Source organism: Bradyrhizobium sp. BR14999, from assembly GCF_056106085.1.
On record NZ_CM148536.1, the window covers coordinates 6,681,160 to 6,703,809 of the forward strand.

Annotated in this window: 20 protein-coding genes and 2 riboswitches; of the genes, 2 read left to right on the top strand and 18 right to left on the bottom strand. The window is 66.9% G+C overall.

Annotation, left to right across the window (positions count from 1 at the left end; all coding sequences use genetic code 11):
• Positions 1-382: 382 nt before the first annotated feature.
• The 3 genes from ACR9YP_RS31320 to ACR9YP_RS31330 all read right to left on the bottom strand — a co-directional run bounded on the left by ACR9YP_RS31320 (position 383) and on the right by ACR9YP_RS31330 (position 5,791).
• On the bottom strand, positions 383-1,816 hold the full coding sequence (locus ACR9YP_RS31320) for an NAD-dependent succinate-semialdehyde dehydrogenase (protein ID WP_438109587.1): 1,434 nt from the start codon (positions 1,814-1,816) through the stop codon (positions 383-385).
• Between the two features lie 168 nt (positions 1,817-1,984).
• The gene (locus ACR9YP_RS31325; RefSeq protein ID WP_438109588.1) at positions 1,985-3,421 is read right to left on the bottom strand and encodes a PepSY domain-containing protein; all 1,437 of its coding nucleotides are present in this window, start codon (positions 3,419-3,421) and stop codon (positions 1,985-1,987) included.
• A gap of 12 nt (positions 3,422-3,433) precedes the next feature.
• Positions 3,434-5,791 carry a TonB-dependent receptor gene (locus tag ACR9YP_RS31330; RefSeq protein ID WP_438109589.1) on the bottom strand — a complete coding sequence of 786 codons (2,358 nt, stop codon included), beginning with the start codon at positions 5,789-5,791 and terminating at the stop codon, positions 3,434-3,436.
• A 115-nt stretch (positions 5,792-5,906) separates the two neighbouring features.
• A riboswitch (cobalamin riboswitch) is annotated at positions 5,907-6,108 on the bottom strand.
• Positions 6,109-6,180: 72 nt separating this feature from the next.
• On the opposite strand from ACR9YP_RS31330, the gene ACR9YP_RS31335 reads away from it, so the two are divergent.
• The gene (locus tag ACR9YP_RS31335) at positions 6,181-6,753 is read left to right on the top strand and encodes a histidine phosphatase family protein (RefSeq protein ID WP_438109590.1); all 573 of its coding nucleotides are present in this window, start codon (positions 6,181-6,183) and stop codon (positions 6,751-6,753) included.
• Between the two features lie 6 nt (positions 6,754-6,759).
• Here the strand turns inward: ACR9YP_RS31335 and cobT are convergent, their stop codons facing one another.
• From cobT to cbiE, 8 genes are all read right to left on the bottom strand, one after another.
• A complete protein-coding gene (gene cobT / locus ACR9YP_RS31340; RefSeq protein WP_438109591.1) occupies positions 6,760-7,812 on the bottom strand; it encodes a nicotinate-nucleotide--dimethylbenzimidazole phosphoribosyltransferase in 1,053 nt (350 codons plus the stop codon).
• 10 nt (positions 7,813-7,822) lie between these two features.
• A complete protein-coding gene (cobF, locus tag ACR9YP_RS31345; RefSeq protein WP_438109592.1) occupies positions 7,823-8,572 on the bottom strand; it encodes a precorrin-6A synthase (deacetylating) in 750 nt (249 codons plus the stop codon).
• Positions 8,573-8,617: 45 nt separating this feature from the next.
• Complete coding sequence (locus ACR9YP_RS31350) at positions 8,618-9,295, bottom strand: energy-coupling factor ABC transporter permease (protein ID WP_091887717.1); 678 nt, start codon at positions 9,293-9,295, stop codon at positions 8,618-8,620.
• Between the two features lie 37 nt (positions 9,296-9,332).
• A riboswitch (cobalamin riboswitch) is annotated at positions 9,333-9,552 on the bottom strand.
• A gap of 45 nt (positions 9,553-9,597) precedes the next feature.
• Entirely contained in the window at positions 9,598-10,329 is a 732-nt protein-coding gene (gene cobA / locus ACR9YP_RS31355) for a uroporphyrinogen-III C-methyltransferase (RefSeq protein WP_091887719.1), read from the bottom strand.
• Positions 10,326-11,636, bottom strand: coding sequence for a cobyrinate a,c-diamide synthase (locus tag ACR9YP_RS31360; protein WP_370988660.1), 1,311 nt, complete (start codon positions 11,634-11,636; stop codon positions 10,326-10,328). The genes cobA and ACR9YP_RS31360 overlap by 4 nt, the downstream gene beginning before the upstream one ends.
• Positions 11,636-12,418 (bottom strand): precorrin-4 C(11)-methyltransferase, encoded by a 783-nt coding sequence (cobM, locus tag ACR9YP_RS31365; protein ID WP_438109593.1) that lies wholly within the window; start codon positions 12,416-12,418, stop codon positions 11,636-11,638. The genes ACR9YP_RS31360 and cobM overlap by 1 nt, the downstream gene beginning before the upstream one ends.
• A complete protein-coding gene (locus ACR9YP_RS31370) occupies positions 12,415-12,783 on the bottom strand; it encodes a cobalamin biosynthesis protein (protein ID WP_370988662.1) in 369 nt (122 codons plus the stop codon). The genes cobM and ACR9YP_RS31370 overlap by 4 nt, the downstream gene beginning before the upstream one ends.
• Complete coding sequence (gene cbiE / locus ACR9YP_RS31375) at positions 12,780-13,961, bottom strand: precorrin-6y C5,15-methyltransferase (decarboxylating) subunit CbiE (RefSeq protein ID WP_438109594.1); 1,182 nt, start codon at positions 13,959-13,961, stop codon at positions 12,780-12,782. Before cbiE ends, ACR9YP_RS31370 begins: the two co-directional genes overlap by 4 nt.
• On the opposite strand from cbiE, the gene ACR9YP_RS31380 reads away from it, so the two are divergent.
• The gene (locus tag ACR9YP_RS31380; protein WP_438109595.1) at positions 13,960-14,706 is read left to right on the top strand and encodes a cobalt-precorrin-6A reductase; all 747 of its coding nucleotides are present in this window, start codon (positions 13,960-13,962) and stop codon (positions 14,704-14,706) included. The two genes, cbiE and ACR9YP_RS31380, sit on opposite strands and share 2 nt — an antisense overlap.
• Here ACR9YP_RS31380 and cobJ read toward each other — a convergent pair.
• The 7 genes from cobJ to ACR9YP_RS31415 are packed head-to-tail and all read right to left on the bottom strand — an operon-like array spanning position 14,682 to position 22,604.
• The gene (gene cobJ / locus ACR9YP_RS31385) at positions 14,682-15,416 is read right to left on the bottom strand and encodes a precorrin-3B C(17)-methyltransferase (protein ID WP_438109596.1); all 735 of its coding nucleotides are present in this window, start codon (positions 15,414-15,416) and stop codon (positions 14,682-14,684) included. The two genes, ACR9YP_RS31380 and cobJ, sit on opposite strands and share 25 nt — an antisense overlap.
• On the bottom strand, positions 15,413-16,144 hold the full coding sequence (locus ACR9YP_RS31390) for a precorrin-2 C(20)-methyltransferase (protein ID WP_438109597.1): 732 nt from the start codon (positions 16,142-16,144) through the stop codon (positions 15,413-15,415). Before ACR9YP_RS31390 ends, cobJ begins: the two co-directional genes overlap by 4 nt.
• 2 nt (positions 16,145-16,146) lie before the next feature.
• Positions 16,147-16,776 (bottom strand): precorrin-8X methylmutase, encoded by a 630-nt coding sequence (locus ACR9YP_RS31395; protein ID WP_091887734.1) that lies wholly within the window; start codon positions 16,774-16,776, stop codon positions 16,147-16,149.
• Positions 16,776-17,939: a precorrin-3B synthase gene (gene cobG, locus ACR9YP_RS31400; RefSeq protein ID WP_438109598.1), complete on the bottom strand. Its 1,164-nt coding sequence runs from the start codon at positions 17,937-17,939 to the stop codon at positions 16,776-16,778. The genes ACR9YP_RS31395 and cobG overlap by 1 nt, the downstream gene beginning before the upstream one ends.
• Positions 17,936-21,184, bottom strand: a complete 3,249-nt coding sequence (gene cobN, locus ACR9YP_RS31405; RefSeq protein WP_438109599.1) for a cobaltochelatase subunit CobN — start codon at positions 21,182-21,184, stop codon at positions 17,936-17,938. Before cobN ends, cobG begins: the two co-directional genes overlap by 4 nt.
• Positions 21,184-22,233, bottom strand: a complete 1,050-nt coding sequence (gene cobW, locus ACR9YP_RS31410; RefSeq protein WP_438109600.1) for a cobalamin biosynthesis protein CobW — start codon at positions 22,231-22,233, stop codon at positions 21,184-21,186. Before cobW ends, cobN begins: the two co-directional genes overlap by 1 nt.
• Entirely contained in the window at positions 22,230-22,604 is a 375-nt protein-coding gene (locus tag ACR9YP_RS31415; protein WP_438109601.1) for a DUF1636 family protein, read from the bottom strand. The genes cobW and ACR9YP_RS31415 overlap by 4 nt, the downstream gene beginning before the upstream one ends.
• Positions 22,605-22,650 lie beyond the last annotated feature (46 nt).

The following is a 22,650-nucleotide window of genomic DNA, read 5'->3' on the forward strand; positions in this document are numbered from 1 at the left end:
ACGCTGTATGCATCCGCGAAGGGACTTGCGGTGGTGGCGATCACGGCCACCGGCCGCGCGGATGTGCCTTGTCGCTGTCCGCGCGGGCAAAGGATCGCAGCCAGGGCAATCGCGTATGGTATTTTGAGCGGCCTGAGCGCGCGCCTCGTCCTTCGAGACGCCCGCGTTAGGCGGGCTCCTCAGGATGAGGCTAAGCGGCATCGGCGCCTGTTGAATCTGCTGCCGCACACTCCGCCCTCATCCTGAGGAGCCCGCCTCAAACGGGCGTCTCGAAGGATCGCCGCAGGGAAGTCGCCTTCAAATGCGATTGCCTTGGGATCGCAGGGGTTAGCCTTTGCAGACTGCGCCTCGCACAGTCGCAAGGCTAACCCTTACACTATCCTTACGCGCTCGCCTGGGTGACGAACTTCGTATTGAGGTAACCCTCGATCGCCTCGAGGCCGCCTTCGGAGCCGTAACCGGAATCCTTGATGCCGCCGAACGGCACTTCCGGCAGCGCGAGGCCATGGTGGTTGATCGACACCATGCCGCTCTCGATGTCGGAGCCGATCGCCTGCATCGTCTTGGTCGAAGTGGTGTAGGCATAGGCTGCAAGGCCGTAAGGCAGACGGTTCGCTTCCGCCACCACCTCGTCATAACTGCGGAAGGACGTGATGGGCGCGAGCGGTCCGAACGGCTCCTCGTTCATGATGCGCGCATCGCGCGGCACGTCGGTCAGCACGGTCGGCTCGAAGAAGAAGCCTTCATTGCCGATACGCTTGCCGCCGGCCTGCACCTTGGCGCCGCGCTGGACCGCGTCGGAGACCAAGCTCTCCATGGCGTCGACGCGGCGCGGGTTCGCCAGCGGCCCCATGCGGGTGTCCTTGTCGAGACCGTTGCCGACCTTGAGGCTCTTGGCCGCCGCCACGAACTTGTCGACGAAGGGCTGGTAGACGCTTTCATGCACGAGGAAACGCGTCGGCGAGACGCAGACCTGGCCGGCATTACGGAATTTGTTGGCCGACAGGATTTTTGCAGCGTTGTCGAGATCAGCGTCGGCGAACACGATCGCCGGCGCATGGCCACCGAGCTCCATGGTGACGCGCTTCATGTGCAGGCCGGCGAGCGCAGCCAGATGCTTGCCGACCGCAGTCGAGCCGGTGAAGCTGATCTTGCGGATGATCGGATGCGGAATGAGATATTCCGACACTTCCGCCGGCACGCCGAACACCAGTTGGACGACACCGGGGGGAATGCCCGCGTCAGCATAGGCGCGCACCAGCTCCATGCAACTCGCCGGCGTCTCTTCCGGTCCCTTGACGATGATCGAGCAGCCGGCGGCGAGCGCGGCCGAGATCTTGCGCACTGCCTGGTTGATCGGGAAATTCCAGGGCGTGAACGCGGCGACCGGGCCGACCGGCTCCTTGGTCACGAGCTGGGAGACGTTGCCCATCCGCGGCGGCACGATACGGCCATAGGCGCGGCGGGCCTCCTCTGAGAACCAGTCGATGAGGTCGCCGGCCAGCATGGTCTCGCCCTGGGCTTCGACCACCGGCTTGCCCTGCTCCATGGTCATCACCGGCGCGATCTCGGCGGCGCGCGAGCGGATGATGTCGGCCGCTTTCCGCATCAGCTTGTAGCGGTCGAACGGCGAGGTCTTGCGCCAGACCTCGAAGCCGGCCCTGGCCGCCTCCAGCGCGCGGTCGAGGTCCGCACGCGAGGCGTGCGGGGTCTTGCCGATCGGCTGGCCGGTGGCGGGATTGAGGATGTCCTCCGACTTGCCGGACGTGCCGTCGGTCCACTCGCCGGCGATGAACATCTGAACTTTCGGGTACATCCTTGCTGCCTCCTGCATGATTTTCGGTCTTCGACGGGTTGCTGCCGCCGCTTCGAGCGAGCGCAGAGCTACACCGAAAGGCGGCCGGCGAAAAGGCGTCAATGACGATAGGGCAAGGCATTGCTGATCTGCCGACCCGACCGTATCGAGCCGCAGTTGCGCCTTAATTCAGGCTGCCAGCGACGACCGCAAGCGCCGCCAGCCGATGACGATGCCGGTGATGGAGAAGGTCAGCCCGAGCGTGCAGAGGCTGACGATCACCACATCACGCAGCCGCGGGTGGGCCAGCAAGACCGGGAAGTCGAGCGTGTGCAACGCGCTGTAAAGCCAGCGGTAGGCGCGCCGCGACGGATCCAGTCTTTGCAGCACGCCGCCGTCGCCGCCATCGATGTCGAACCAGAGGTCGCCGTCACAGCGCGAGCGGTAGACCGGTGCACCCGGCGTTGTGGATGGCGCGGGGTAGTCGTCGCTATCAGGAAGGACGGACGGTAGGCCGCAGCCGACTGCAAAGCGCCCCGTCAGAGCCTGAATCTCGTGCACATCAAGGAATCCCGCCAGTCCATCGCGCGGCGCATCCCCTCTCCTGCTCAAGGTCTGACGGCCGAGGGCGACCCGATCGCGCCGATAGACTTTGCCGTTGAAGGCGAACCATTCGGCCTCGCGCGCCGCGGGAGATATCGGTTGCCGATCGAGCGATGGGGCCTCCCGCCAATCCGGCGCGGCGTTCATCAGGCCGGCCTCTGCCGGCGTCAACTGGCCGCGCGAGAACAGCCGGCCGTGATCCATCGAGAGCCAGCCGCTGAAGATCCAGGTCAGCACGAAGACCGTCGCTGCGAGGCCAATGAGGTGATGCAGCGCATGCCAGCCACGGTAAGGTGTGGAGATTTGCCTCTTGGAAATCCTGATCCGCGCGATCCCGAGCACGGCGCCCAGCACAGCCGCGATCAGGGCCAGCAGCACCAAGGTCCAGACCACGCGGTCCCACAGGGACCAATTGCTGCGCAGGATGGTCGGATAGATCCAGTGCAGCACGCTGCCGACAAGATTCCAGCCGCGCTCGCTGCGCGTCGTATCAAGCACGATCTCGCCGGTCGGCGACGAGACATAGACCTCCGTCCCGGCGGCATCGCCGAGGGCAACGCGAAACAGCGGTCGATGACGATCGAAGCCGTTCGGCACGCTCCACTGATCGTAATCCGCACGGCCGACAATCGTCGCATGCGAGGCATCGATCTCGCGCTGGCGCGCATGAGCCTGCGCAATAGCCAGTGCGACGTCAGCGGATTTCATCGACGCGTCGTTCCCGTCGGCCGCACGGATCGCGCGCTGACGCGATGGACCCGAGACGATGTAGACCGCGCCGTCACTCCGCTGGATCAGCCGAACGCGCGTGGCATCCGCGATCCCGCTCGTAGCGACCGCATCCGCAACCGTAATCTTCACCTCTCCGCGATTCACCGGCGCGAGTCCGGCAAATCGCTCCGCTTCTGTGAGCGACGGAAACGGAACGAAGTGCATCACGATTCCGCTCGCGAACCACATCGCGAACAGCAGGCAGAACGCGATCCCGAGCCAGCGGTGCAACAGGACGATCGCGCCAATCATGCGGTCACCGCCCTACCATTTGAACGCGGCCGAGATTTCATAGGTCCGCGGTGCGCCGAGCAGGATCTGGTCGGGATAGAACGGGTCGCCCCAGATCGCATAGCGCTTGTCGGTGAAGTTGCGCACCCGAAAGGTCAAGCGAGCCTGGTCGACGGCATTGAAGACCGTCTTGGGGATGTCGACGAAGGCATAGACGTCGGCGACGGTATAGGCCTTCATCGTCACCACGTTGGCATCGGTGTTGTAACGGTCGCCGACATGACGGCCGGTGATGCCGAGCTCCACCGGCCAGGGCGTGAAGAAGCGCCAGGATGCGCCGGCATTGGCCACGATGCGCGGCACGTTCGGCGGCGTATTGCCGGAGAACGAGCCACCGACAAAATTGTAGTCGGCATAGTGCGCATCGACATAGGCGATGTTGCCCCAGAGACGCAGGGGCTCGATCGGGCGAACGGCCGCCGCGAGCTCCACGCCCTTCGACTCCTGCCGCCCGGCGATGTTGAGCTGCATGCCGCCGGCTGCGGCATAGACGTTCTTGCGCACGATGTCGTAGGCGGAAAACGACCACTCCGCCCGGTTGTCCCAGAACAGGTGCTTGAGGCCGGTCTCATAGGTGCGCGCGGTGGTCAGGTCGAGCGGCTGGGTCGGCCCGAGCAGGAAGATGTTGTTGGCGGAGATGTCTGCGCCGGTGGCGTACTGGCTGAAGAAGGTCAGGCCGGGCACGGCCTCCCAAGTGTAGCCGATGCGCCCCGTCACCGGCGCCCAGTCTTTCGTGAACGGGAAGCCGGCTTTCACAAGCCCGGCGGGGTCGGTCGAATTGCGGTCGAGCCCGATGTGCTCGACGCGCAGGCCACCGATTAGCGCGAAAGTCTGCGTCAGCTTCAGCCGGTCCTCGAACGACAGCGCCTCGTTGTCGATGCGCGCGGTCTGCTGCTGGATCGTGAGCGGGCCGTAAAAGCCGCGGTTGGGATCGACGAGCGAAACGGAATCGCCGGGGAAGTTTGCCGCGCCCGGCCTGACGAAGTCGAGATAGCTTGACGAGAGCGTCGTGACCAGCCGGTTGTCGAAGCCTGCGATGTTCGCGTCCCAGATCAGGTCGGTGACGTTGCCCACCAGCCGCTGGCTGTGCGCGACATAGAAGCGTTCACGATCGACCATGTTCGTTGTGGAATTGAACGCCTCGATCTCGTTGTTGAACCAGGTCCGTTCTGCACCATAGCCATAGGCCTGACTCTTCAGCGTCAGGTCAGGCGCCAGCTTGAGCTCGAAGCCGCCGCGCAGCCAGACCTCCTGGGCGACGTTGCGGTTGTCGAGGACGTTGTAATTGGTGTTGAAGGTACGATCATCGATGGTGACGGCACCGAGATTGGTTCCGTTGTAGTTCGAGACGTAATTGCCGGAGACGATGCCGCTCGTCGCATGCGAGCCGCTGAAGGCGATCGGCACCAGCGGCGCGCCCCAATAGGCCTTCGAGCGATCCTCCCGATATTCGATCGCGCCCCAGACCTTGAGGCTGTCGGAGATGCGGTAGTTGAGCTGGCCGGACGTGCCGAACATCTTGACATTGGTATCGTCGGCAAAGCCGTTGAGCGTGGAACGGCTGATGTCAAAGCGATAGTCCAGCCCCTGCACGTTGGTGCTGCCGCCGGAGCCGTAATGGGCGCGGAACGAGTTCAGGGAATCCCAGGAGAAGTCAGCTTCATTCCGGATCGGTCCGGTATGCGGCTGCTTGGTGACGAAGTTGATGGCGCCGCCGGCGGCGCCCTCGCCCGAGATCAGCGAAGCCGGACCCTTCAGGAATTCCACCGCCTCGAGATTGGCGGTATCCGCGATCCGCGAGGTCATGTTCTGCGGACCGATCTTGATGCCGTTGTAGAGCGTGTTGATCTGGCTGTTGGTGAAGCCGCGCATGGAGAAGGCCGAAGGTTCAGCCGGATTGTCGCCGGAGGTGACACCGACTGCGCCCTGCGCCACCTCCGATACGGTGCGATAGCCCTGCTCGCGCATCGTCGCGGCCGAGATCACCTCGACGGTCGCCGGCGTCTCGCGCACGGTGAGGCCGAGTCGCGAGGCGCTTTCGGCCACGGCATTGCTGTTGAGCGGCGTTGGTGCCGCGGCGGTCGGCACGACGGGCTTGGGCGCTGCAGATGCGGCCGCCGGTCTGCGTGCAGCTGCACGGCGAGCGCTCTGCGCCTCCCGGCCCGCCGGCTTGGCCTGCTTGCGGGATTGCGCCGGCGACACCTCGACCGGCGGCAGGGGTTCGCCGGCCTGCTGCGCTAGCGCGGCAGATACATCGGCGGCGGCTAGTGACGTAAGAGCTGCGGAGGCAAGCAGGAAGCGGCGCGGTCGTACAATGCGGGTGGAAGACACAGTTCGAAACCTCGGTATGACGTCAGTGGCACGTCACAGCGAACGAGGTCTCACCCTGGGCCTGTCAGCCGTCCGATGAAGCCGAATGTCTGTACTCCCCGACCGACATCTTCGCGTGTGACCACGGCTGACGGCAGGTCTCCTGGCTCGCGGGTCGTGACCGCTTCGTCGCCTTCCCGGGACCGAGGACCCAGTGGCTTCTGACGAAGGATTCACCGCTTACAGTTGCGGGGGCAGCCGCGGCATTGGGGACAAATTCCCCGCACCGCATTCCCTTTTCATCCCCTCTCGGGGAAACCGTCGAAGCCATCTAGGATTACGATCAAGACAGAGTCAATGTGCAAGCTGCGGCGTTATTGCCACAGCAACCAACTTCCTCGGAGATGAGCATGGAAGGCGAGACCTTCCTCTGGCTGATACGGCATGCGCCAGTCGACGGCGTCGCGGGGACGATCCATGCGGCTGACGCGCCGGCTGATCTCGGCGATCGCGCGCAATTGCAGGTACTGCGGCAGTGCTTGCCGCCAGACGCTGCGAGCTATGCCAGCCCGTCGCGGCGCACGGTCGAGACCGCGCAGGCGCTGGGACTCGCGCCCAAGTTGATGCCTGAATTCAGTGAACAGGATTTTGGCGCATGGACCGGCCGTCGGCATGACGACATCGGCGCGGCTGGCGACGAGGCCTATGCGCAATTCTGGAGCGATCCGGCGCGCGGACGTCCGCCGGGCGGCGAGAGCTTTGAGGATCAGGTCGCGCGCGTCCGGCTGGGGCTCTCGCGGATCGGCGCGGGCTCCGCAGCGCTCGTCGTGCATTCCGGCACGATCCGCGCTGCGCTCTGCATCGCGCTGGATCTGACACCGCAAGCCGCCTTGCGCTTCGTGATCGATCCGCTGTCGCTGACCCGGATCGACCGGCTCGCCACCGGGTGGCGCGTCGTTTCCGTCAATCAGCGGTTGGCCTGAGCCGGATCAGCTAGGGCGATCCGGTACATTGGCCTGCGCAAACGTCGCCATGCCGTTGTGGAGCGCGCAGGCCGACCGCACCAGCGGCAGCGCGATCGCGGCGCCCGATCCCTCCCCAAGCCGGAGATCGAGGCTGATCAGCGGCTGCACGTTCAGCGCACGCAGCACCAGCCGATGCCCCTGCTCTGCCGATTGATGCGACGGCAGCAGGAACGGCCGGCACGACGGGTTGATCCGCACCGCCGCCAGCGCCGCCACCGACACGATGAAGCCGTCGATCAATACAGGGATGCGGCGTTGCGCAGCCGCGATGATCGCGCCTGAGATCGCCGCGATCTCGAGACCGCCGACGGCACACAGGATGTTTTCGGGCGAAGCCCCCGCAATGCCATGGCGCGCAATCGCGGCATCGATCACCCGCGCCTTGTGGGCGCGGCCGGCCGCGTCGACGCCGGTGCCGCTGCCGGCGATCTCCTCGGCACTGATGCCGAGCAGGCTCGCCGCAATCGCCGCCGAGGTCGTGGTATTGCCGATGCCCATCTCGCCGAAAATCAGCAGATCGGGCTGATTGGCTGCTGCGCGCGCAACCGCGCGCTGACCGGCCTCAAACGCGAATGCCAGTTCCGCAGGTTCAAGCGCAGCTTCCACGCTGAAGTCGCGCGTGCCAGAGCGCGGCTTGTCGGTGACGATTCCCGCCATCTCCTCCTGCGCCAACGTGCCGGTGTCGACCACCTCCAGGCTGGAGCCAAGCTCACGCGCCAGCACCGAGATCGCGGCGCCGCCGGAGGCAAAATTCGCCATCATCGCGATCGTCACGGCTTGCGGATAGGCCGACACGCCCTGCGCGACGATGCCGTGATCACCGGCGAAGACGATGATCGGCACGCGCGCGGCACGAGGAGATTCCGTCGCTTGCAGGCCCGCAAGCTCTATCGCCAGTTGCTCGAGCCGGCCGAGCGCGCCGGTCGGCTTTGTCAGTTGCGTCTGCCGCGCGATGGCTGCCTCGCGATGATGCGCGGAGATCTCGGGGCACTCTTGGTAGACCCATTCGGGGAGCATGCTGCCTCGCTTAACGCGTGCGCTTGAGAATGTAGCTGTCCATGATCCAGCCATGCCGCTCGCGCGCCTCTTGCCGCATTGCGACAATACGCGAGCCCACTTCGGCCAGCGCGCCGGACATGACGATCTGATCGGGCATGCCGAGATAGGCGCCCCACCAGATCTGAAGCCCGGCGGGATCGAGCGATTGGAACGCCGTGCCGCCGTCGAGCATCACCGCTACGGTATCGACGCCTTGCGGCCAGCCGCCTTCGCGCAAGCGCCGCCCCGTCGTGACCAGGAACGGCTCGCCGATGTCGTTGAGCGGCAGCGCATGCGCTGCGCACAGCGCCTGAATCGAGGTGATGCCGGGCACGACCTCGATATCAGGCAACGGATTCAATCGCCGCGCAATTCGCAGCGAGGAGTCATAGAGCGAAGGATCGCCCCAGATCAGCAGCGCAACCTTGCCCTCGCCGGCGAGATGATTTGCGATCGTTTGCGACCAGATCGCGGCCACGGCATCGTGCCAATCGTCCACGCCCTTGCGGTAGTCCGCCTCAGCCGCGTCACGCATTGGCAAGTCGAACTCGGCGATGCGGGTGCTCGCGCTGGTGAGCACGTTCGCGCAGATCGTCCGCCGCAGATCCGCAAGATCGGATTTCGCCGTCCCCTTGCGCGGGATCAGGACGAGATCGGCGGCGTTGATGGCTTGGATCGCGGCGCGCGTGAGCTGCCCGGGATCGCCGCAACCGATGCCTATCAGGGAGAGCGTGAGCATCGCGAGTGCGAAGGGCGGCCGCGCCGGCCGCCCTTCGCTCGTCTCTTAAGCGGCGTTATGCAGGCGCGGCGTGACGAGGCCGGGCGCTGTGACGCCACGCAGCGACTTCGCCAGCGCCAGCACGGCGAGATCGGCGAGCGGCTCGATCACGATGACCAGCGCATAGGATGCCGCAAACGTCGCGATGTTGGCGAGATTGGTCGCGCCGAAGCCGGAGCCATACAGCGCCCAGAACGCCACCCAGGCGACGATGCCGGACTGATAGGCGGTCGAGAGCGCCAGCGCCTGGCGGTATTGCAGATCGACGTAAGCCGTGTTGCGCGGAATGATCCGCGTCGCCAGCGCCTGGATCGCGAACAGCGGCACCAGAAGCGTGGTGACGTTCATGCCGTATTGCGGCAGGTCGGTTGGCACGAAGAAGACGCCCTGGAGCAGCAGACCGAACGCAAGGCCGAAGGCGGCGGGCGCAGCACCGAACAGCAGAAACAAGGTCGAGCCCAGGATAAAGTGCACCTCGGAGACGCCGACCGGGAAGTGCGGCAGCACCTGGAAGAAGGTGAAGACGAGGCCGGTGGTGGCGAGCGTGCGCGTCGCGAACGAGCCAATGCCCTGCTCGCGTACGGTCTCGACCGCGAGTTTCAAGGCAACGCCGCCTGCGGCGATGCCGGTTGCGTAACTCAGCACGAGCTTGGCGCCCGTCACGATCCCTGGTTCGATATGCATGGTTCAGATCCTTCCTGCCGTCACACCCGACGGCCTTGGCCTCAAAACGTGCAGGGCCGGTCTCCTGGCTCGCGGTTCACTGGGGTTCTCCGGCCTTCCCGAGCCTTGCGGCCCAGTGGCTGATCGGAGCCCCTCACCGCTTACAGTCGCGGGGGCGGCTGGGGTTTTGAGCGCCGCAATTGGGTCCGCCCATCCCCATTCCCGATTATGCTCCGGCGCTTTGCGCCGCGTCGAGCACCATGCCTCTCCTGTGTGCCCCTTTCGCGAGCCGGGCGTCAAGTGGCGAAGGGCGACGGCGGCCATCATGACGGATCGTCTCCCGCCAGGGCCCCGAACAGGATGACGGCGGCCGTCGAGGCGGCGCCGCCCCGCGCAAGCTGCTCGGCGAGCTCGGCAATCGTGGTGCGGACCAGCCGCTCGTCGGAACGGCCGAGTGATTCCGCAAACAGCGCCGGCGTATCTGCGGCGAGGCCATGGTCGATCAATTTTGCGGCAAGCGCCGGAAAGGTGCGCCGACCCATATAGACCACGGTGGTTGCCTCGGGATCTGCGAGCGCTGCCCAATTCAGGTTTGGCGGCAGTTCGCCTGTGACGTCGGCACCGGTCACGAACTGCACCCGCCGCGAGGTGTGGCGCCGGGTCAGGGGGATGCCGGCTTGCGCGGCAGCAACGCAGGCGGAGGTGACGCCGGGAATGATCTCGTAGCCGATGCCGGCCTCGCGCAGCGTCTCCAGCTCCTCCTCGAGCCGGCCGAAAATGCCGGCGTCGCCCGACTTCAGCCGCACCACCCGCGCGCCGGTTGCGGCATAATCGACGAGCAGGCGATTGACATGGTGCTGCTTGGTCGAGGGCCGCCCTGCCCGTTTCCCCACCGCGACGAGATTGGCGCCGGGACGAGCGAGATCGAGGATCGCGCCGGAGGCAAGATCATCATAGAGCACGACGTCGGCCTCGCGCAGCCGCGCAGTCCCCTTCACCGTGAGGAGTTCTGGATCGCCGGGGCCGGCGGAGACGAAAGAAACAAAACCGCTCACCGGTCCTCCGCGATCAGATGGAAGAACGTGCCGGTAGCTTGGCCGCGCCGCGAGCCGGTCTCGGCAATGACCGTGCCGGTTGCATCGTGAACCACGGCCAGCGGCGTGTCGGGCTGGGCGATGATCGTCGAATAATGGAACTCGTGGCCGCGCAGGCGTGCGCCGACCTGATGCCCCGGCATCGGTGCGGCCAGTTCGGCGAGACGATAGCCGAGATGCATGCGGCGCTTGGCAAAGCTGGTCTCCAGGCCGAGCAACCCCGCCATCTCATGGCGCACGCCGTCGGCGTCGGTCAAAGCGATTCCCAACACCATATAGCCTCCGCATTCGCCGTGCACCGGGCGCGTTTCGGCAAAGGTGCGCAAGCCGCTGCGAAAGCGTGCACTAGCCGCAATCTTGCCGGCATGAAGCTCGGGATAGCCGCCGGGCAGCCAGCAGACATCGGCGCTTGCGTCAGGCGCTTCATCGGCCAACGGCGAGAATGTCGAGATCTCGGCGCCGGCCGCGCGCCAAGCTTCCAGCATATGCGGATAGACGAAAGAGAACGCCGCATCGCGGGCCAGCGCGATGCGTTGGCCAGGCGGCGTCACGTTCAGGCCGCTCGCCGCGGGTTGCGGCGACCAGCTGGCTGCCGCTCGCAGCACCCCCTCGAGATCAACATGCTCGGCAACGAAGCGCGCGGCCTCGTCGATCAGCTTGCCGATCTCGGCCTGCTCCTCGGCCTGCACCAGGCCGAGATGGCGCTTCGGCAGGCTGATCTCGGCATGGCGCGGCAGCGCGCCGAACACGGCGATGCCGGCATCGTTCAGCGCGCGCCGCACGAGATCTTCGTGGCGCGGGCTGGCGACACGATTGAGCACGACGCCGGCAAGATGCACCCCGGCGCGATAGTCACGAAGACCCGCGGCGATCGCCGCCGCGGTCTGCGCTTGGCCAGAGGGATCGATCACCAGCAGCACCGGCCAGCCCAGCATCTCCGCGATGTCGGCGGTCGCACCGGTGCCGGAGGCGCCGCGTGCGGCAACACCATCGAACAGGCCCATCGAACCCTCGGCGAGCACGACATCGGCATTCGCGCCGCGGCTGACGAGATGCGCGATTGCTGCGCTGTCCATCGCCCAGCTATCGATATTGACGGAGGCGCGTCCCGTGGCGGCGGCGTGGAAGGCGGGATCGATGTAGTCGGGCCCGCTCTTGAAGCACTGCACGTTCAATCCGCGATTGCGCCAGGCGCGCGCGAGCGCCAGCGTCAGCGTGGTCTTGCCGACGCCGGAGGCAGGTGCGGAGATGACGAGGCTTGCCGCCATCACGACGCCTCCGGAAAGCGCGGCTCGGCGCCGACCGGCCGATAGCGGCGGTCGTAATCGGCGGCATAGAGGCGGCTCTCGTCAAAATCCGCGGCGCCAAGCGTCCTGCCGACCAGGATCAGCGCGGTCCGCTCCATCTCGCTGCCCACAGCCGCATCGAGCGTGCCGAGCGTCGCGCGCACGATGCGCTGGTCCGGCCAGCTCGCGCGCCAGACGATGGCGACCGGACAGTCCGCGCCGTAATGGGGCGACAGCTCGGCAACGACCTTGTCGAGCAGATGGATCGACAGGTGGATCGCGAGCACCGCGCCGGTCGCGGCGAACGCCGCAAGCTTCTCGCCCTCAGGCATCGCGCTGGCCCGGCCCGGGGTGCGCGTCAGCACCACGGTCTGGGCGACACCAGGTAGCGTCAACTCGGTCTCCAATGCGGCAGCAGCAGCCGAGAAGGACGGAACGCCCGGCGTCACCGAATAGGGAATGCCGAGCGCGCGCAGGCGGCGGAGCTGCTCGCCCATCGCCGACCAGATCGAGAGATCGCCGGAATGCAGCCGCGCGACATCCTTGCCGTCCGCATGCGCGGCGGCGATCTCCGCGATGATCTCGTCAAGCGACAGCGGCGCGGTGTTGACGATGTGCGCGCCAGGCGGGCAATGCGCCAGCACGCCCGCAGGGACAAGGGAACCGGCATAGAGGCAGACCGGACAGGCCGCGATCAGATCGCGTCCACGCAACGTCAGGAGGTCGGCAGCGCCAGGGCCTGCGCCGATGAAATGCACCGTCATGCGCCGTCTCCTTCAGCGATCGCCGCGGTCGCGGTGCGATCCTGCGAGACCGCCCGCGTCGCAATCAGCCGCGCGCGAGGGCCGGCCGCTGCGAGCGCCGCCGCTTCAGCGATCGATCCCGTCGCGAACTTTTCCGCAATAAGCTTCGACTGCGTCGGGGTGTCGATGCCGGCCAGCGATTCGGCCGGGACGGCTCTGATCGGCACACCGCATTCGCGCGCGAGCTGCTTCAGTGCTTCGGCCTCGGCCTTATCGCTGACGGTCGCCACGGCAGAAAGGCCTTCAAAACCGCCGGCCGCCAGCAGCGCCTCACGCAGCGAAGCCAGCGTAGCGTCGCGCTTGAATCCGAGCCCGGCAACTTTCATCGGACCACACTCCACTGCACCACCGGACGTGTCGCCTCCCAGGACCGGTAGCGGCCGAGCGGGCCGGCATGCGCGATCTCGACGCGCATCAGCTCGCCGCCGTGGTGCTGCTGCAACTCGCCGAGCAGCGCCTCCGTCTCCAGCGTGACTGAATGTGCAACCAGGCGCACACCCGAAGCTAGTCGGGACCAGATCACATCGAACATCGCGCTATCGAGACCACCGCCGATGAAGACCGCATCGGGCGCTTCCAGCGCAGCCAGAGCTTCGGGCGCATTCCCCGTGACGACGGTGACCCGATGCGCCAGCCCGAACGCCGTCGCATTGCTGCGGATGTTCGCAGCGCGATCCTCGCGCGCTTCGATCGCGATCGCCGTCCCGCCACACAGCGCCCACTCGACCGAGATCGAACCTGAGCCGGCGCCGACATCCCACAGCCGCTCACCGGGACGCGGCGCCAAGGCCGACAGCGCCAGCGCGCGCACCGGCCGCTTGGTGATCTGGCCGTCATGGACAAAGAGATCGTCCGACAAGCCCGAACTGCGGGGCGTGCCCTGCGTCCCCCTCGCCAGCACCGCCACCGCAACCAGATTTCCAGCAATATCATCAGCAAAGAGATCGGCGCGATGCTGGTCAATGTATTCCCGTGGGCCGCCAAGCGCAGCAAGAGTCCACAGGATTGAAGCGCCCCATCCGCGTTCCGTCAGCCATTTCGCGAGATCATCTGCCGCCTTCCCGTTGCGCACGAGGCAAATGATGCGCGCATCTCGTGCCAGATGCGGCACCAGACGCTCGAATGGTGCGGCATGAAGCCCAAGACACACAACCGACTCGAGCCGCCAGCCGAGCCGTGCGGCGGCGAGCGAGAAGGTCGATGGCGCGGGGTGCGCGATCCACTCGTCGCTACCGAGCTTCTCGACCAGGCCCGCCCCGGCGCCATGCCAGAACGGATCACCGGAGGCGAGCACCGCGGTCGGCCGGTCGCGGCAACTCAGCACGATGTCCGCATCGAACGGCACCGGCCACGGACGGCCGCGGCTGCCAACTTCCGCGAGCGCAAGATGACGCTCGCCGCCGAAGACGGTTTCTGCCTTGGCAAGCGCCTTTCGGCTTGCCTCCGACAGGCCGGCAAGGCCATCTTCGCCGATACCGATGATGGTCAGCCAGGGATCAGCCATGACACGCGCGCTCCTTCTGGGCGGAACGAGCGACGCCAGCCTGCTCGCCGCGGCGGTCGCGCGCGCCGGCATCCAGGCCATCTATTCCTATGGCGGCCGCACCCGCGCGCCCGCCGATCAGCCGCTGCCGACCCGCATCGGCGGATTCGGCGGGGTGAGCGGGCTTGCCGACTACATTCGTCGTGAGGCCATCACGCATGTGATCGACGCGACGCATCCCTTCGCCGCCGAGATGAGCCGCAACGCGGTCGAAGCGTGCGCGGAGACCGGCGCACCGTTGATTGCGCTGGAGCGCGCGCCCTGGAGCAAAGCGCCTGGCGACGACTGGATCGAGGTCGTCGACGTCAATGCCGCCGTCGCCGCGCTGCCCGAGGCTCCGGCAAAAGTGTTCCTCGCCATCGGCCGCCAGCACATCGCGCCATTCGTGATGAAGCCGCAGCACACCTACACGCTGCGCTTCGTCGATCCACCCGAAACGACCCTGCCCTTTCCGGCCGACGTGATCGTGTCGCGCGGGCCGTTCACCCTCGACAGCGAGCTGGAGATGATGCGCACGCGCGGCATCATGTGCATTGTCGCCCGCAATTCCGGCGGCGATGGTGCGCGCGCCAAGATCGACGCGGCGCGCATGCTCGACCTGCCCGTGATCATAATCTCGCGGCCGCAACTGCCCGAGCGGTTGCGAGTGGAGAGCATCGCTGAAGTGATGCAGTGGCTCAGTCATCGCACCTGCCTCGGCGCATAGACCCAGCGGCCGACGCGCCGCGTCTGCGAATTGCCGACGATTACCAGCGTGCGCATGTCGGCCATCTCGGGCGCCACTTCGTTCAGCGTGACGGTTTCGATCTTTTCATCGGGCGTACTGATCGCGCGTGCGAAGATCACGAGCCGCTCGCCGCAGCCTGCTTCCTTCAACACTGAAAGCGCGCGGCCAAATCCTTCCGGCCGGCTGACTGAGCGCGGATTGTACATCGCAATGGCAAAATCGGCTTCCGCGGCAAGCCGCAGGCGCTTCTCGATCACCGCCCAGGGCTTCAGATTGTCGGAGAGATTGATCGCGCAGAAATCATGGCCGAGCGGCGCGCCGGCGCGGGCAGCCGCCGCCAGCATCGCGGTGATGCCGGGCAGCACGCGGATCGACAGGTCCCGCCATTGCGGTGCCTGCTCGAGCGCCTCGAACACGGCAGAGGCCATCGCAAACACGCCGGGATCACCGGAGGAGACGACGACAACCTGGCCGCCTTCGGCGGCAAGCCGCAGGGCTTCGCTCGCGCGCTGCAACTCTTCGCGATTATCGGAGGGATGAAGGGTGAGCCCCGGTCGCGGCGACACGCGGGCGACATAGGGCGCATAGCCGAGAATGTCGGTCGCAGACGCAAGCGCGGCCGAGACCTCCGGCGTCACCAGCGCGTCGCTACCAGGGCCAAGGCCTGCGATGGTCAGCGTGCCCGTCATTCGGCGGCGTCCAGGTGCCGGCCCTTGCCGTGCACCAGCACGATCGCGAAATAGGGACACTCAGCAGCATCGATCTCGGCGAGCCGCGCAACGCGCTCGCCCGGCATGGTGCCGCGCTCGACCAGCCAGGCATCATCCAGCCGGCCGGCGGACGCGAGCGCGCGGCGCACTTTGGCGAGATTGCGGCCGGTCTTCATGACGACGAGCGCATCGGAATCGCGCATGCGCCGTTCGAGCTCGTCTTCGGGAAGCGTCCCCATCAGCACCGTCGTGACGTCGTCACCGAGCGCGATCGGCTGGCCGACGCCGTTCCAGCAGCCGACCATGCCGGGAATGCCGGCGATCACCTCGATCTCGACGCGGCCTTGCAGGCGCGTGTGCAGATGCATGAACGAGCCGTAGAAGTAGGGATCGCCCTCGCACAGCACGACGACGTCGACCGCGCGCGAAAGCCGCGCCAGGCGCTCGGCCCATTCGTCGTAGAAGCCGGCGAGCAACTGCACGTATTCGGGGCTGTCGAAGGCGATCTCAGTCGTGACCGGATATTCCATGGGATATTCGGTGACGTCCGCGGCCAGCATGCCCTCGACGATGCGGCGTGCCTGGCCCGGCCTGCCCTTCTTGCGGAAATAGGCGACATGCTGCGCCCCGCGCACCGTGCGGTCGGCGCGCACGCTCATCAAATCGGGATCACCGGGGCCGAGACCGCAGCAGATGATGCGTCCCATGATTATTCGCTCCGGCTCGCCAGCGCGTTGACGGCGGCGACCGTGATCGCGGAGCCGCCGAGGCGGCCCTCAACCGTCAGTGCCGGCACTGGCGGATCGGCCATCAGCGCGGCCTTGGATTCGGCCGCACCGACGAAGCCGACCGGGCAGCCGATGATCGCCGCGGGCCGCGGGCAGTCGCGGTCCTCCAGCATATTGAGCAGATGAAACAGCGCGGTCGGCGCATTGCCGATCGCGACGATCGCGCCGCCCAGATGCGGCCGCCACAGCTCCAGCGCTGCCGCCGAGCGGGTGTTGCGCATGGATTGCGCGAGTGCGGGAACGGCGGCATCGCCGAGCGTGCAGATCACGGCGTTGGCCGCGGGCAGTCTCGCGCGCGTAATGCCTTCGGAGACCATGCGCGCGTCGCACAGGATCGGCGCTCCCTTCTGCAAAGCGGCCCGCGCAGCGGCCGCCATGCCGGGCGTGAAGCGGATATGCGCCTCCAGGCCGACCATGCCGGCGGCATGGATCATCCGCACCACGACCTGCTCCTCGTCGGGCGTGAAGCGCGCAAGATCCGCCTCAGCGCGGATGGTCGCAAAGGACTGCCGGTAGATCGCCGCACCGTCGGTCTCGTAAGTGTAGGGCATCAGTGCCCTCCGACCAGGATGGAGGGATCGTTGACGATGTCATCACCGTTCAGGCCGCGCAGAGCGGGCTCATCGCGGGTCGATCCACCGCGGACGAGATCGAATCCGGCGCGGGTCGCAACAAGCGTCACAGCGGCGGCGCCGGAATGCGCGCAGCCCTTGGCGCAGCCGGAGACGTGAAGCCGCGTATCGGGTGCAATGCGCGGCGCGAGCGCGGCGGCGAGCGCGCGGGTATCGGCATGCGCCTCGCGGCAGCGCGGGGCGCCGCTACAGGCGATGACGCGTAGCGCGGGATCGTACGGCTCCGTGATGAGACCCGCTCCCTTCGGCATCGCACGCTTGCCCTCGCTCAGGACCATCCGCCATGGCGTCATGCGCAGGGCATGTCCGCAAGCCGCGAATTGATGCAGCGTTGAATGCAGCATCTGCCCGAACGCCACTCCGACCATGGCGCCCTGCGGATAATGTCCGGGCCGCAGCGTAGCCATCACCGGGGCCGGTTCGGTCTCGCCGCGCAAGGTCCCCGGCAATGCCGCACCGGAAGCGATGTGGGCCGCCATGCGCCCTCGCCCGCCGCTGATGCCGCCGGAGGCGATGAACCAGTTTGCGATCGCCAGTGCCGTGCTCACGGCGCCTCCGCGCCCGACCGAGCGGCCGAGCCTCGCACCATCGGCCCGCACCAGAAGCCGGCCGCTGCGATCGCGCTCAATGCGCACGTCGGCGGAATCGCCGGCCAGCACGCGCGAGGTCCCGTCATCGATCGCGAAGCCGAACTTTGTGGGCAATTTGAGCGCGCTGTCGGCAAGCGCCTCCTCGAGCTCGGCGGCGAGCGCCTGCGTGTCGTCGCCCTCGTTCCAGAACGGCGTCACCAGGATGTTGCGCCGGGATTCGATATCGACGTCGGGATCGAGCAGCGCCAGTCGCGCAAGGCCATCGAGCAGCGGGCCGTGGCTTTCGTCGCTGACACCTCTGATCTGGAGATTGGCGCGGCTCGTCACGTCGATGAGACCATTGCCGAAGCGTTCGGCCAGCTCGGCAAGGCCGGAAATCTGTGCCGCGTCAAGGCGTCCACCGAAAGGACGCACGCGCACCACGAGGCCGTCGCCCGATCGCATCGGCCTCAGCGCGCCGGGACACCAGCCCTTGATCGCGGAAGCGCTCATGACGCCTCCTTCAGCGCAGCGGCGATCGAATTGCGGCGTGTCCGCCAGAGCGAGGCCTCATGCAACCGCGTGAAGCACGTCTCCATTGCGACGAGCGCCGTCGGATTCTCGCGTGCCATGAACGCGCGGACATCATCGTTGCCGAGCGTCGCATCGTAGTAGAGATCGAATAGATGCGGCGGCACGGCGCCGGCAAGATGCGCGAAGGCGGCCATGTGCTCGAGCGTCGCGGTGATCTCGGCCGCGCCGCGAAAGCCGTGGCGCATCATGCCGGCGATCCAGGCCGGGTTCGCCGCGCGGGCCCGGACGACGCGCGAGATCTCTTCCGTCAGCGTGCGCGCATGCGGCTCCTCGGGGCGCGTTGTGTCGATGTGATAGAGCGATGGTCCTGCCGCGCCGAGATGTGCCGCAGCTGCGGCGACGCCGGCTTCATGCGCGGCATAGTCGGCAGCGAGCAGAAGATCGGTCTCCGGCAGATCCTGGACGTGAACGAAAGCATCCGCCGACGCGAGCCGCGCCTCGATGCCGGCACGATCGGGCTTGATCGCGCCATCCGCCGAGAACGCCCAGGACGATGCCGACAGCCAGGCTTCCCCGGCGGCATCACGCGTCTCGGGCGTGAAGGCATCAGGGATCGCCGACAGGCCAACGCCGTATTGTCCGGGCCGCGGCGCAAATACACGTGACGCGCGGTGGCGATAGGGATTCTCCTCGTCCTCCTCGTCGCGGCCTGCGAGTGCCTCGGACGCGGCCTCGAACAATTGCGCCAGCCCCGAAAAGACATCGCGGAACAAGCCGGACACGCGCAGTGTTACGTCGATGCGGGGACGGCCGAGCTCGGCCGGCGCGATGATGTCGTAACCGGTGACGCGGCCGGAGGCGTGGTCCCAGCGCGGCGCGAGGCCTGCCAGATGCAGGGCCATCGCGAACTCCTCGCCTGCGGTGCGCATCGTCGCCGAACCCCAGAGATCGACCACGAGCCCCTTCGGCCAGTCGCCATGATCCTGCAAGTGACGGCGCAGCAGCTCTTCGGCGAGCTTGATGCCTTGCGCATGGGCCGACGGCGTCGGCACCGCGCGTGGATCGACGGCGAAGAGATTGCGCCCGGTGGGCAGCACGTCCTGGCGCCCACGATAGGGTGAGCCCGACGGCCCCGGCGCAACGCGCTTGCCTGCAAGCGCCGCCTGCAGCGCCTCGCGCTCCGCTTCGCCGCAGGCGCCGCGCCCGAACACGTGCAGGCCGTCGCCGAACTGGCTTTCCTTGAGATCGCAGACGAAGCGATCGATCCGCGGAATGGCTTCGGCTGGTGCGGCCGATGCATCGAGGCCGAGATCGTCTTCGAGACCCGCCGCGCGTGCCTCGTCGCGGATCGCTGAGATCAGACGCTGGCGGCGCGCGGGATCGAGACCATCGGCAGTCGAGTATTCATCGAGCAGACGTTCGAGCCGGCGCAGGCCTTCCGGCACCGCGGATGCCGCCAGCGGTGGCGGCAGGTGGCCGATCGTGACGGCAGCGATGCGCCGCTTGGCCTGCGCGGCCTCGCCGGGATCATTGACGATGAAGGGATAGATGACGGGGAGATCGCCGATCAGAGCCTCGGGCCAGCATGCCTGCGACAGCGCCACGGATTTGCCGGGCAGCCATTCCAGCGTGCCATGTGCGCCCATGTGCACGACGGCGTCACAGCCCTGCTCCCGAAGCCAGAGATAGAATGCGACATAGGCATGGCGCGGCGTGCGGGCAAGATCGTGATAGTCGGCATCGCGCGTCGTTGCATCGCCGCGCTCGGGCTGGACCGCGATGATCGACGCGCCGCAAGCGATCGCGGCAAAATGAAACGCGCCGTCGCGACAGCTCGGATCATCCTCCGGCGCGCCCCAGGCTTGCGCGAGATCATCCCGCAGTGCTTGCGGCAGGCGCGAGAGCGCCGCGCGGTAATCGGCAACACTCCAGGTCAGTTGCTGCCTCAGCAGCGTCTCGCCGAGCGCATCGACCGGCGCAACATCGAAGCCGACCTCCGCAAGATCAGACAGCAATGCCTCGACTGAGGACAGCGCATCGAGACCGACCGCATGCGCGACCTGGTGCGGGCGTCCCGGATAGTTCGAGAGCACGATCGCCAGCTGCTTCTCGCCAGCCGGCGTCTCCGCGAGCCGCCGCCAGGCGGCAACGCGTGCGGCGACGACCTGCACCCGCTCCTCATCCGCGTGATGGGCGAGATGCGAGAATTGCAGATCGGGATCGCGCATCCCAGCGGATTTGAAGCTCACCACGCCCGCGAACAGGCGGCCGTCGACCTCGGGCAGCACCACATGCATCGCGAGATCGCCGGGCGACAGGCCGCGCAGCGATTCCGCCCAGTCCTCACGCCGCGCCGTCGAGAGCGCAACCTGGAACACCGGGCATGATGCAGCATCGAACGGCGTCGTGCCGTCATCGCTCATTGCCGAGAACGCCGTCGCATTGACGATCGCGACCGGAGGATCCTGCGCGAGATGCGCGCGCAGCCAATCGGCAACGCCCGCGGCCTTCAGCGAGGTGACGAAGACACCATAGGCATCAAAGCCCTTTTCGCGCAGCGCGGCGATCAAGGCATCGACCGGGCCGGCGTCCGCAGCGGTGAGATAGGAGCGATAGAACGTCACCAGCGCGCGGGACTTCCCCTCGCCGCCCACCGGCGCAGCAATGACGCCACGCGCGGGATCGTAGAACCCCATCTCAGGCACGGTCATCTCGCCGGCGACTGGCCCGGCATAGAGGCCCGAGGCCAGCGCGAGCTGCGCGATCGCAGCTTGCGCGGCGACCGGGCCGCCGGTGTCGCAGAGCACCTTGAGCCGGCGCAGCGTCGAGACCGGCAAGGTCGAATACGCGTCCAGCCGCGTATCGTCGCGGCCATCGGCCGGCAGCACGGCCAGCACGATGTTACGGTCCTTGGCAAGTTGCCGGAGCGCCGCGAGACCATACGGCCAGTAGGACTCACCGCCAATCAACCGCACCAGGATGCCGCGCGCATAGGAGAGCGTGCGCTCGATATAGGTGTCGACCGAAAGCGGATGACGCAGCTCCGCAAGATTGGCGAGCCGCAGCGACGGCAGGCTGTCGCGGCCGCGCCGCCAACCGGCCGCGAACGCGGCAAGATCGGAATCCGAATACGAGAGCACCACGAGATCGGCCGGGTCCTGGCCGATGTCCCTTGGCGTCGCGGTCTCCTCGAGACCGCGGCTCTCGCGGAAGACGACGTGCATCAGATGCCAGATCCTGAAAGACCAAGTCCTGACCTGATCGCGGCCTCGTCGATATCACCGTGCTCGCCGATCACGACGAGCTTTGATTGCCGTACGCCGGCAGCCCAGGGCTTGTCGAACTGGTGGCGCACGCGCTCGCCGACCGCTTGCAGCAACAGGCGCATCGGCTTGCCCGCGACCGCGATATAGCCTTTCGCACGCAGCACGTTCTGCTCGCGCGCCAGGCGCTGGACGGAGGCGACCAGCGCTTCGACATTAGACACTTCCGGAAGATCGATCACGACGGAGGCAAAATCGTCATGCTCGTGCTCGTCCTCGCCATCGTGATGCGACGGACGCGCAGCAAGATCGTTCTCCGCGGCAGCGCCGAGGCCGAGGATGACGCGCGCATCGATCGCGCCGTCGGTGACGGGGAGCATCGGCACGCGGCGCGGCATCTCGGCCGTGATCGCCGCCTTGGCGGCTTCGATACCCGCGGCGCCCGCAAGATCGGCCTTGGTCAACAGCACGATGTCGGCACAGGCGATCTGGTCCTCGAACACTTCCGACAGCGGCGTCTCGTGATCGAGATTGTCGTCCGCCGCGCGCTGCGCTTCGACCGCAGCCGGATCCGGCGCGAAGCGGCCGGCAGCGACGGCTTCGGCATCGGCCAGCGCGATCACACCGTCGACCGTGATGCGCGAACGGATCTCCGGCCAATCGAATGCCTTCAACAGCGGCTTTGGCAGCGCCAGGCCCGAGGTCTCGATCAGGATGTGATCGGGCCGCACTGGGCGCGCCAAGAGCTGCTCCATGGTCGGAATGAAATCGTCGGCGACAGTGCAGCAGATGCAGCCATTGGCGAGCTCGACGATGTTTTCCTCCGGGCAGTTGGCATCGGCGCACGACTTCAGGATCTCGCCATCGACGCCCTCGCTGCCGAACTCGTTGACGAGCACGGCGAGCTTCTTGCCGCCGGCATTGGCGAGCAGATGCTGGATCAATGTCGTCTTGCCGGAGCCGAGAAAACCCGTGACCACCGTAACAGGGACTTTTGCGAGCGAATTCATTCGGCGGCCTCCGGCACGACGGCAATGGGGGGAATGCGGGCAAGCGATTGCTTGCGGAAGATTTCGGGACGGCTGCGCCAGGGCACGAGGCCATCAGGCGCGGCCGCATAGGCCGCAGCGCCCGCGATCACGTCGCGCGCATTGGCATCCGACAGGCGGCCATAGACATAGGACCAGCGGCCGGGCGCGCTGAGCGCGACCGAGCAGCCCTGGCTGCAGGCCGACAGGCATTCGACGGGAACTACGCTCACGCCGTCGGGCACGCCGGCGTCCAGGATCGCACCGTGCAACCGCTTGCCGGGCGTCGTCTCGCCCTCGCCAAGCGTCTCGCCGGCACGGCAGGTAATGCAGACGTGAAGTGTGACCGTCATCGCCTCTTCCAGAATAAACAGCGGGAGGCGAAGAGGCGCACGAACC

Excerpts from the sequence above, each read along its gene's own strand:
- cobG (WP_438109598.1), bottom strand. The coding sequence starts at position 17,939 with ATGAGCGCTTCCGCGATCAAGGGCTGGTGTCCCGGCGCGCTGAGGCCG.
- cbiE (WP_438109594.1), bottom strand. The coding sequence starts at position 13,961 with ATGGCTGATCCCTGGCTGACCATCATCGGTATCGGCGAAGATGGCCTT.
- ACR9YP_RS31320 (WP_438109587.1), bottom strand. The coding sequence starts at position 1,816 with ATGTACCCGAAAGTTCAGATGTTCATCGCCGGCGAGTGGACCGACGGC.
- cobT (WP_438109591.1), bottom strand. The coding sequence starts at position 7,812 with ATGCTCCCCGAATGGGTCTACCAAGAGTGCCCCGAGATCTCCGCGCAT.
- ACR9YP_RS31370 (WP_370988662.1), bottom strand. The coding sequence starts at position 12,783 with ATGAAAGTTGCCGGGCTCGGATTCAAGCGCGACGCTACGCTGGCTTCG.
- cobW (WP_438109600.1), bottom strand. The coding sequence starts at position 22,233 with ATGAATTCGCTCGCAAAAGTCCCTGTTACGGTGGTCACGGGTTTTCTC.
- ACR9YP_RS31390 (WP_438109597.1), bottom strand. The coding sequence starts at position 16,144 with ATGGGACGCATCATCTGCTGCGGTCTCGGCCCCGGTGATCCCGATTTG.
- cobN (WP_438109599.1), bottom strand. The coding sequence starts at position 21,184 with ATGCACGTCGTCTTCCGCGAGAGCCGCGGTCTCGAGGAGACCGCGACG.
- cobF (WP_438109592.1), bottom strand. The coding sequence starts at position 8,572 with ATGCTCACGCTCTCCCTGATAGGCATCGGTTGCGGCGATCCCGGGCAG.
- ACR9YP_RS31335 (WP_438109590.1), top strand. The coding sequence starts at position 6,181 with ATGGAAGGCGAGACCTTCCTCTGGCTGATACGGCATGCGCCAGTCGAC.
- ACR9YP_RS31415 (WP_438109601.1), bottom strand. The coding sequence starts at position 22,604 with ATGACGGTCACACTTCACGTCTGCATTACCTGCCGTGCCGGCGAGACG.
- ACR9YP_RS31360 (WP_370988660.1), bottom strand. The coding sequence starts at position 11,636 with ATGGCGGCAAGCCTCGTCATCTCCGCACCTGCCTCCGGCGTCGGCAAG.
- ACR9YP_RS31395 (WP_091887734.1), bottom strand. The coding sequence starts at position 16,776 with ATGCCCTACACTTACGAGACCGACGGTGCGGCGATCTACCGGCAGTCC.
- cobM (WP_438109593.1), bottom strand. The coding sequence starts at position 12,418 with ATGACGGTGCATTTCATCGGCGCAGGCCCTGGCGCTGCCGACCTCCTG.
- ACR9YP_RS31350 (WP_091887717.1), bottom strand. The coding sequence starts at position 9,295 with ATGCATATCGAACCAGGGATCGTGACGGGCGCCAAGCTCGTGCTGAGT.
- cobJ (WP_438109596.1), bottom strand. The coding sequence starts at position 15,416 with ATGACGGGCACGCTGACCATCGCAGGCCTTGGCCCTGGTAGCGACGCG.
- ACR9YP_RS31380 (WP_438109595.1), top strand. The coding sequence starts at position 13,960 with ATGACACGCGCGCTCCTTCTGGGCGGAACGAGCGACGCCAGCCTGCTC.
- ACR9YP_RS31325 (WP_438109588.1), bottom strand. The coding sequence starts at position 3,421 with ATGATTGGCGCGATCGTCCTGTTGCACCGCTGGCTCGGGATCGCGTTC.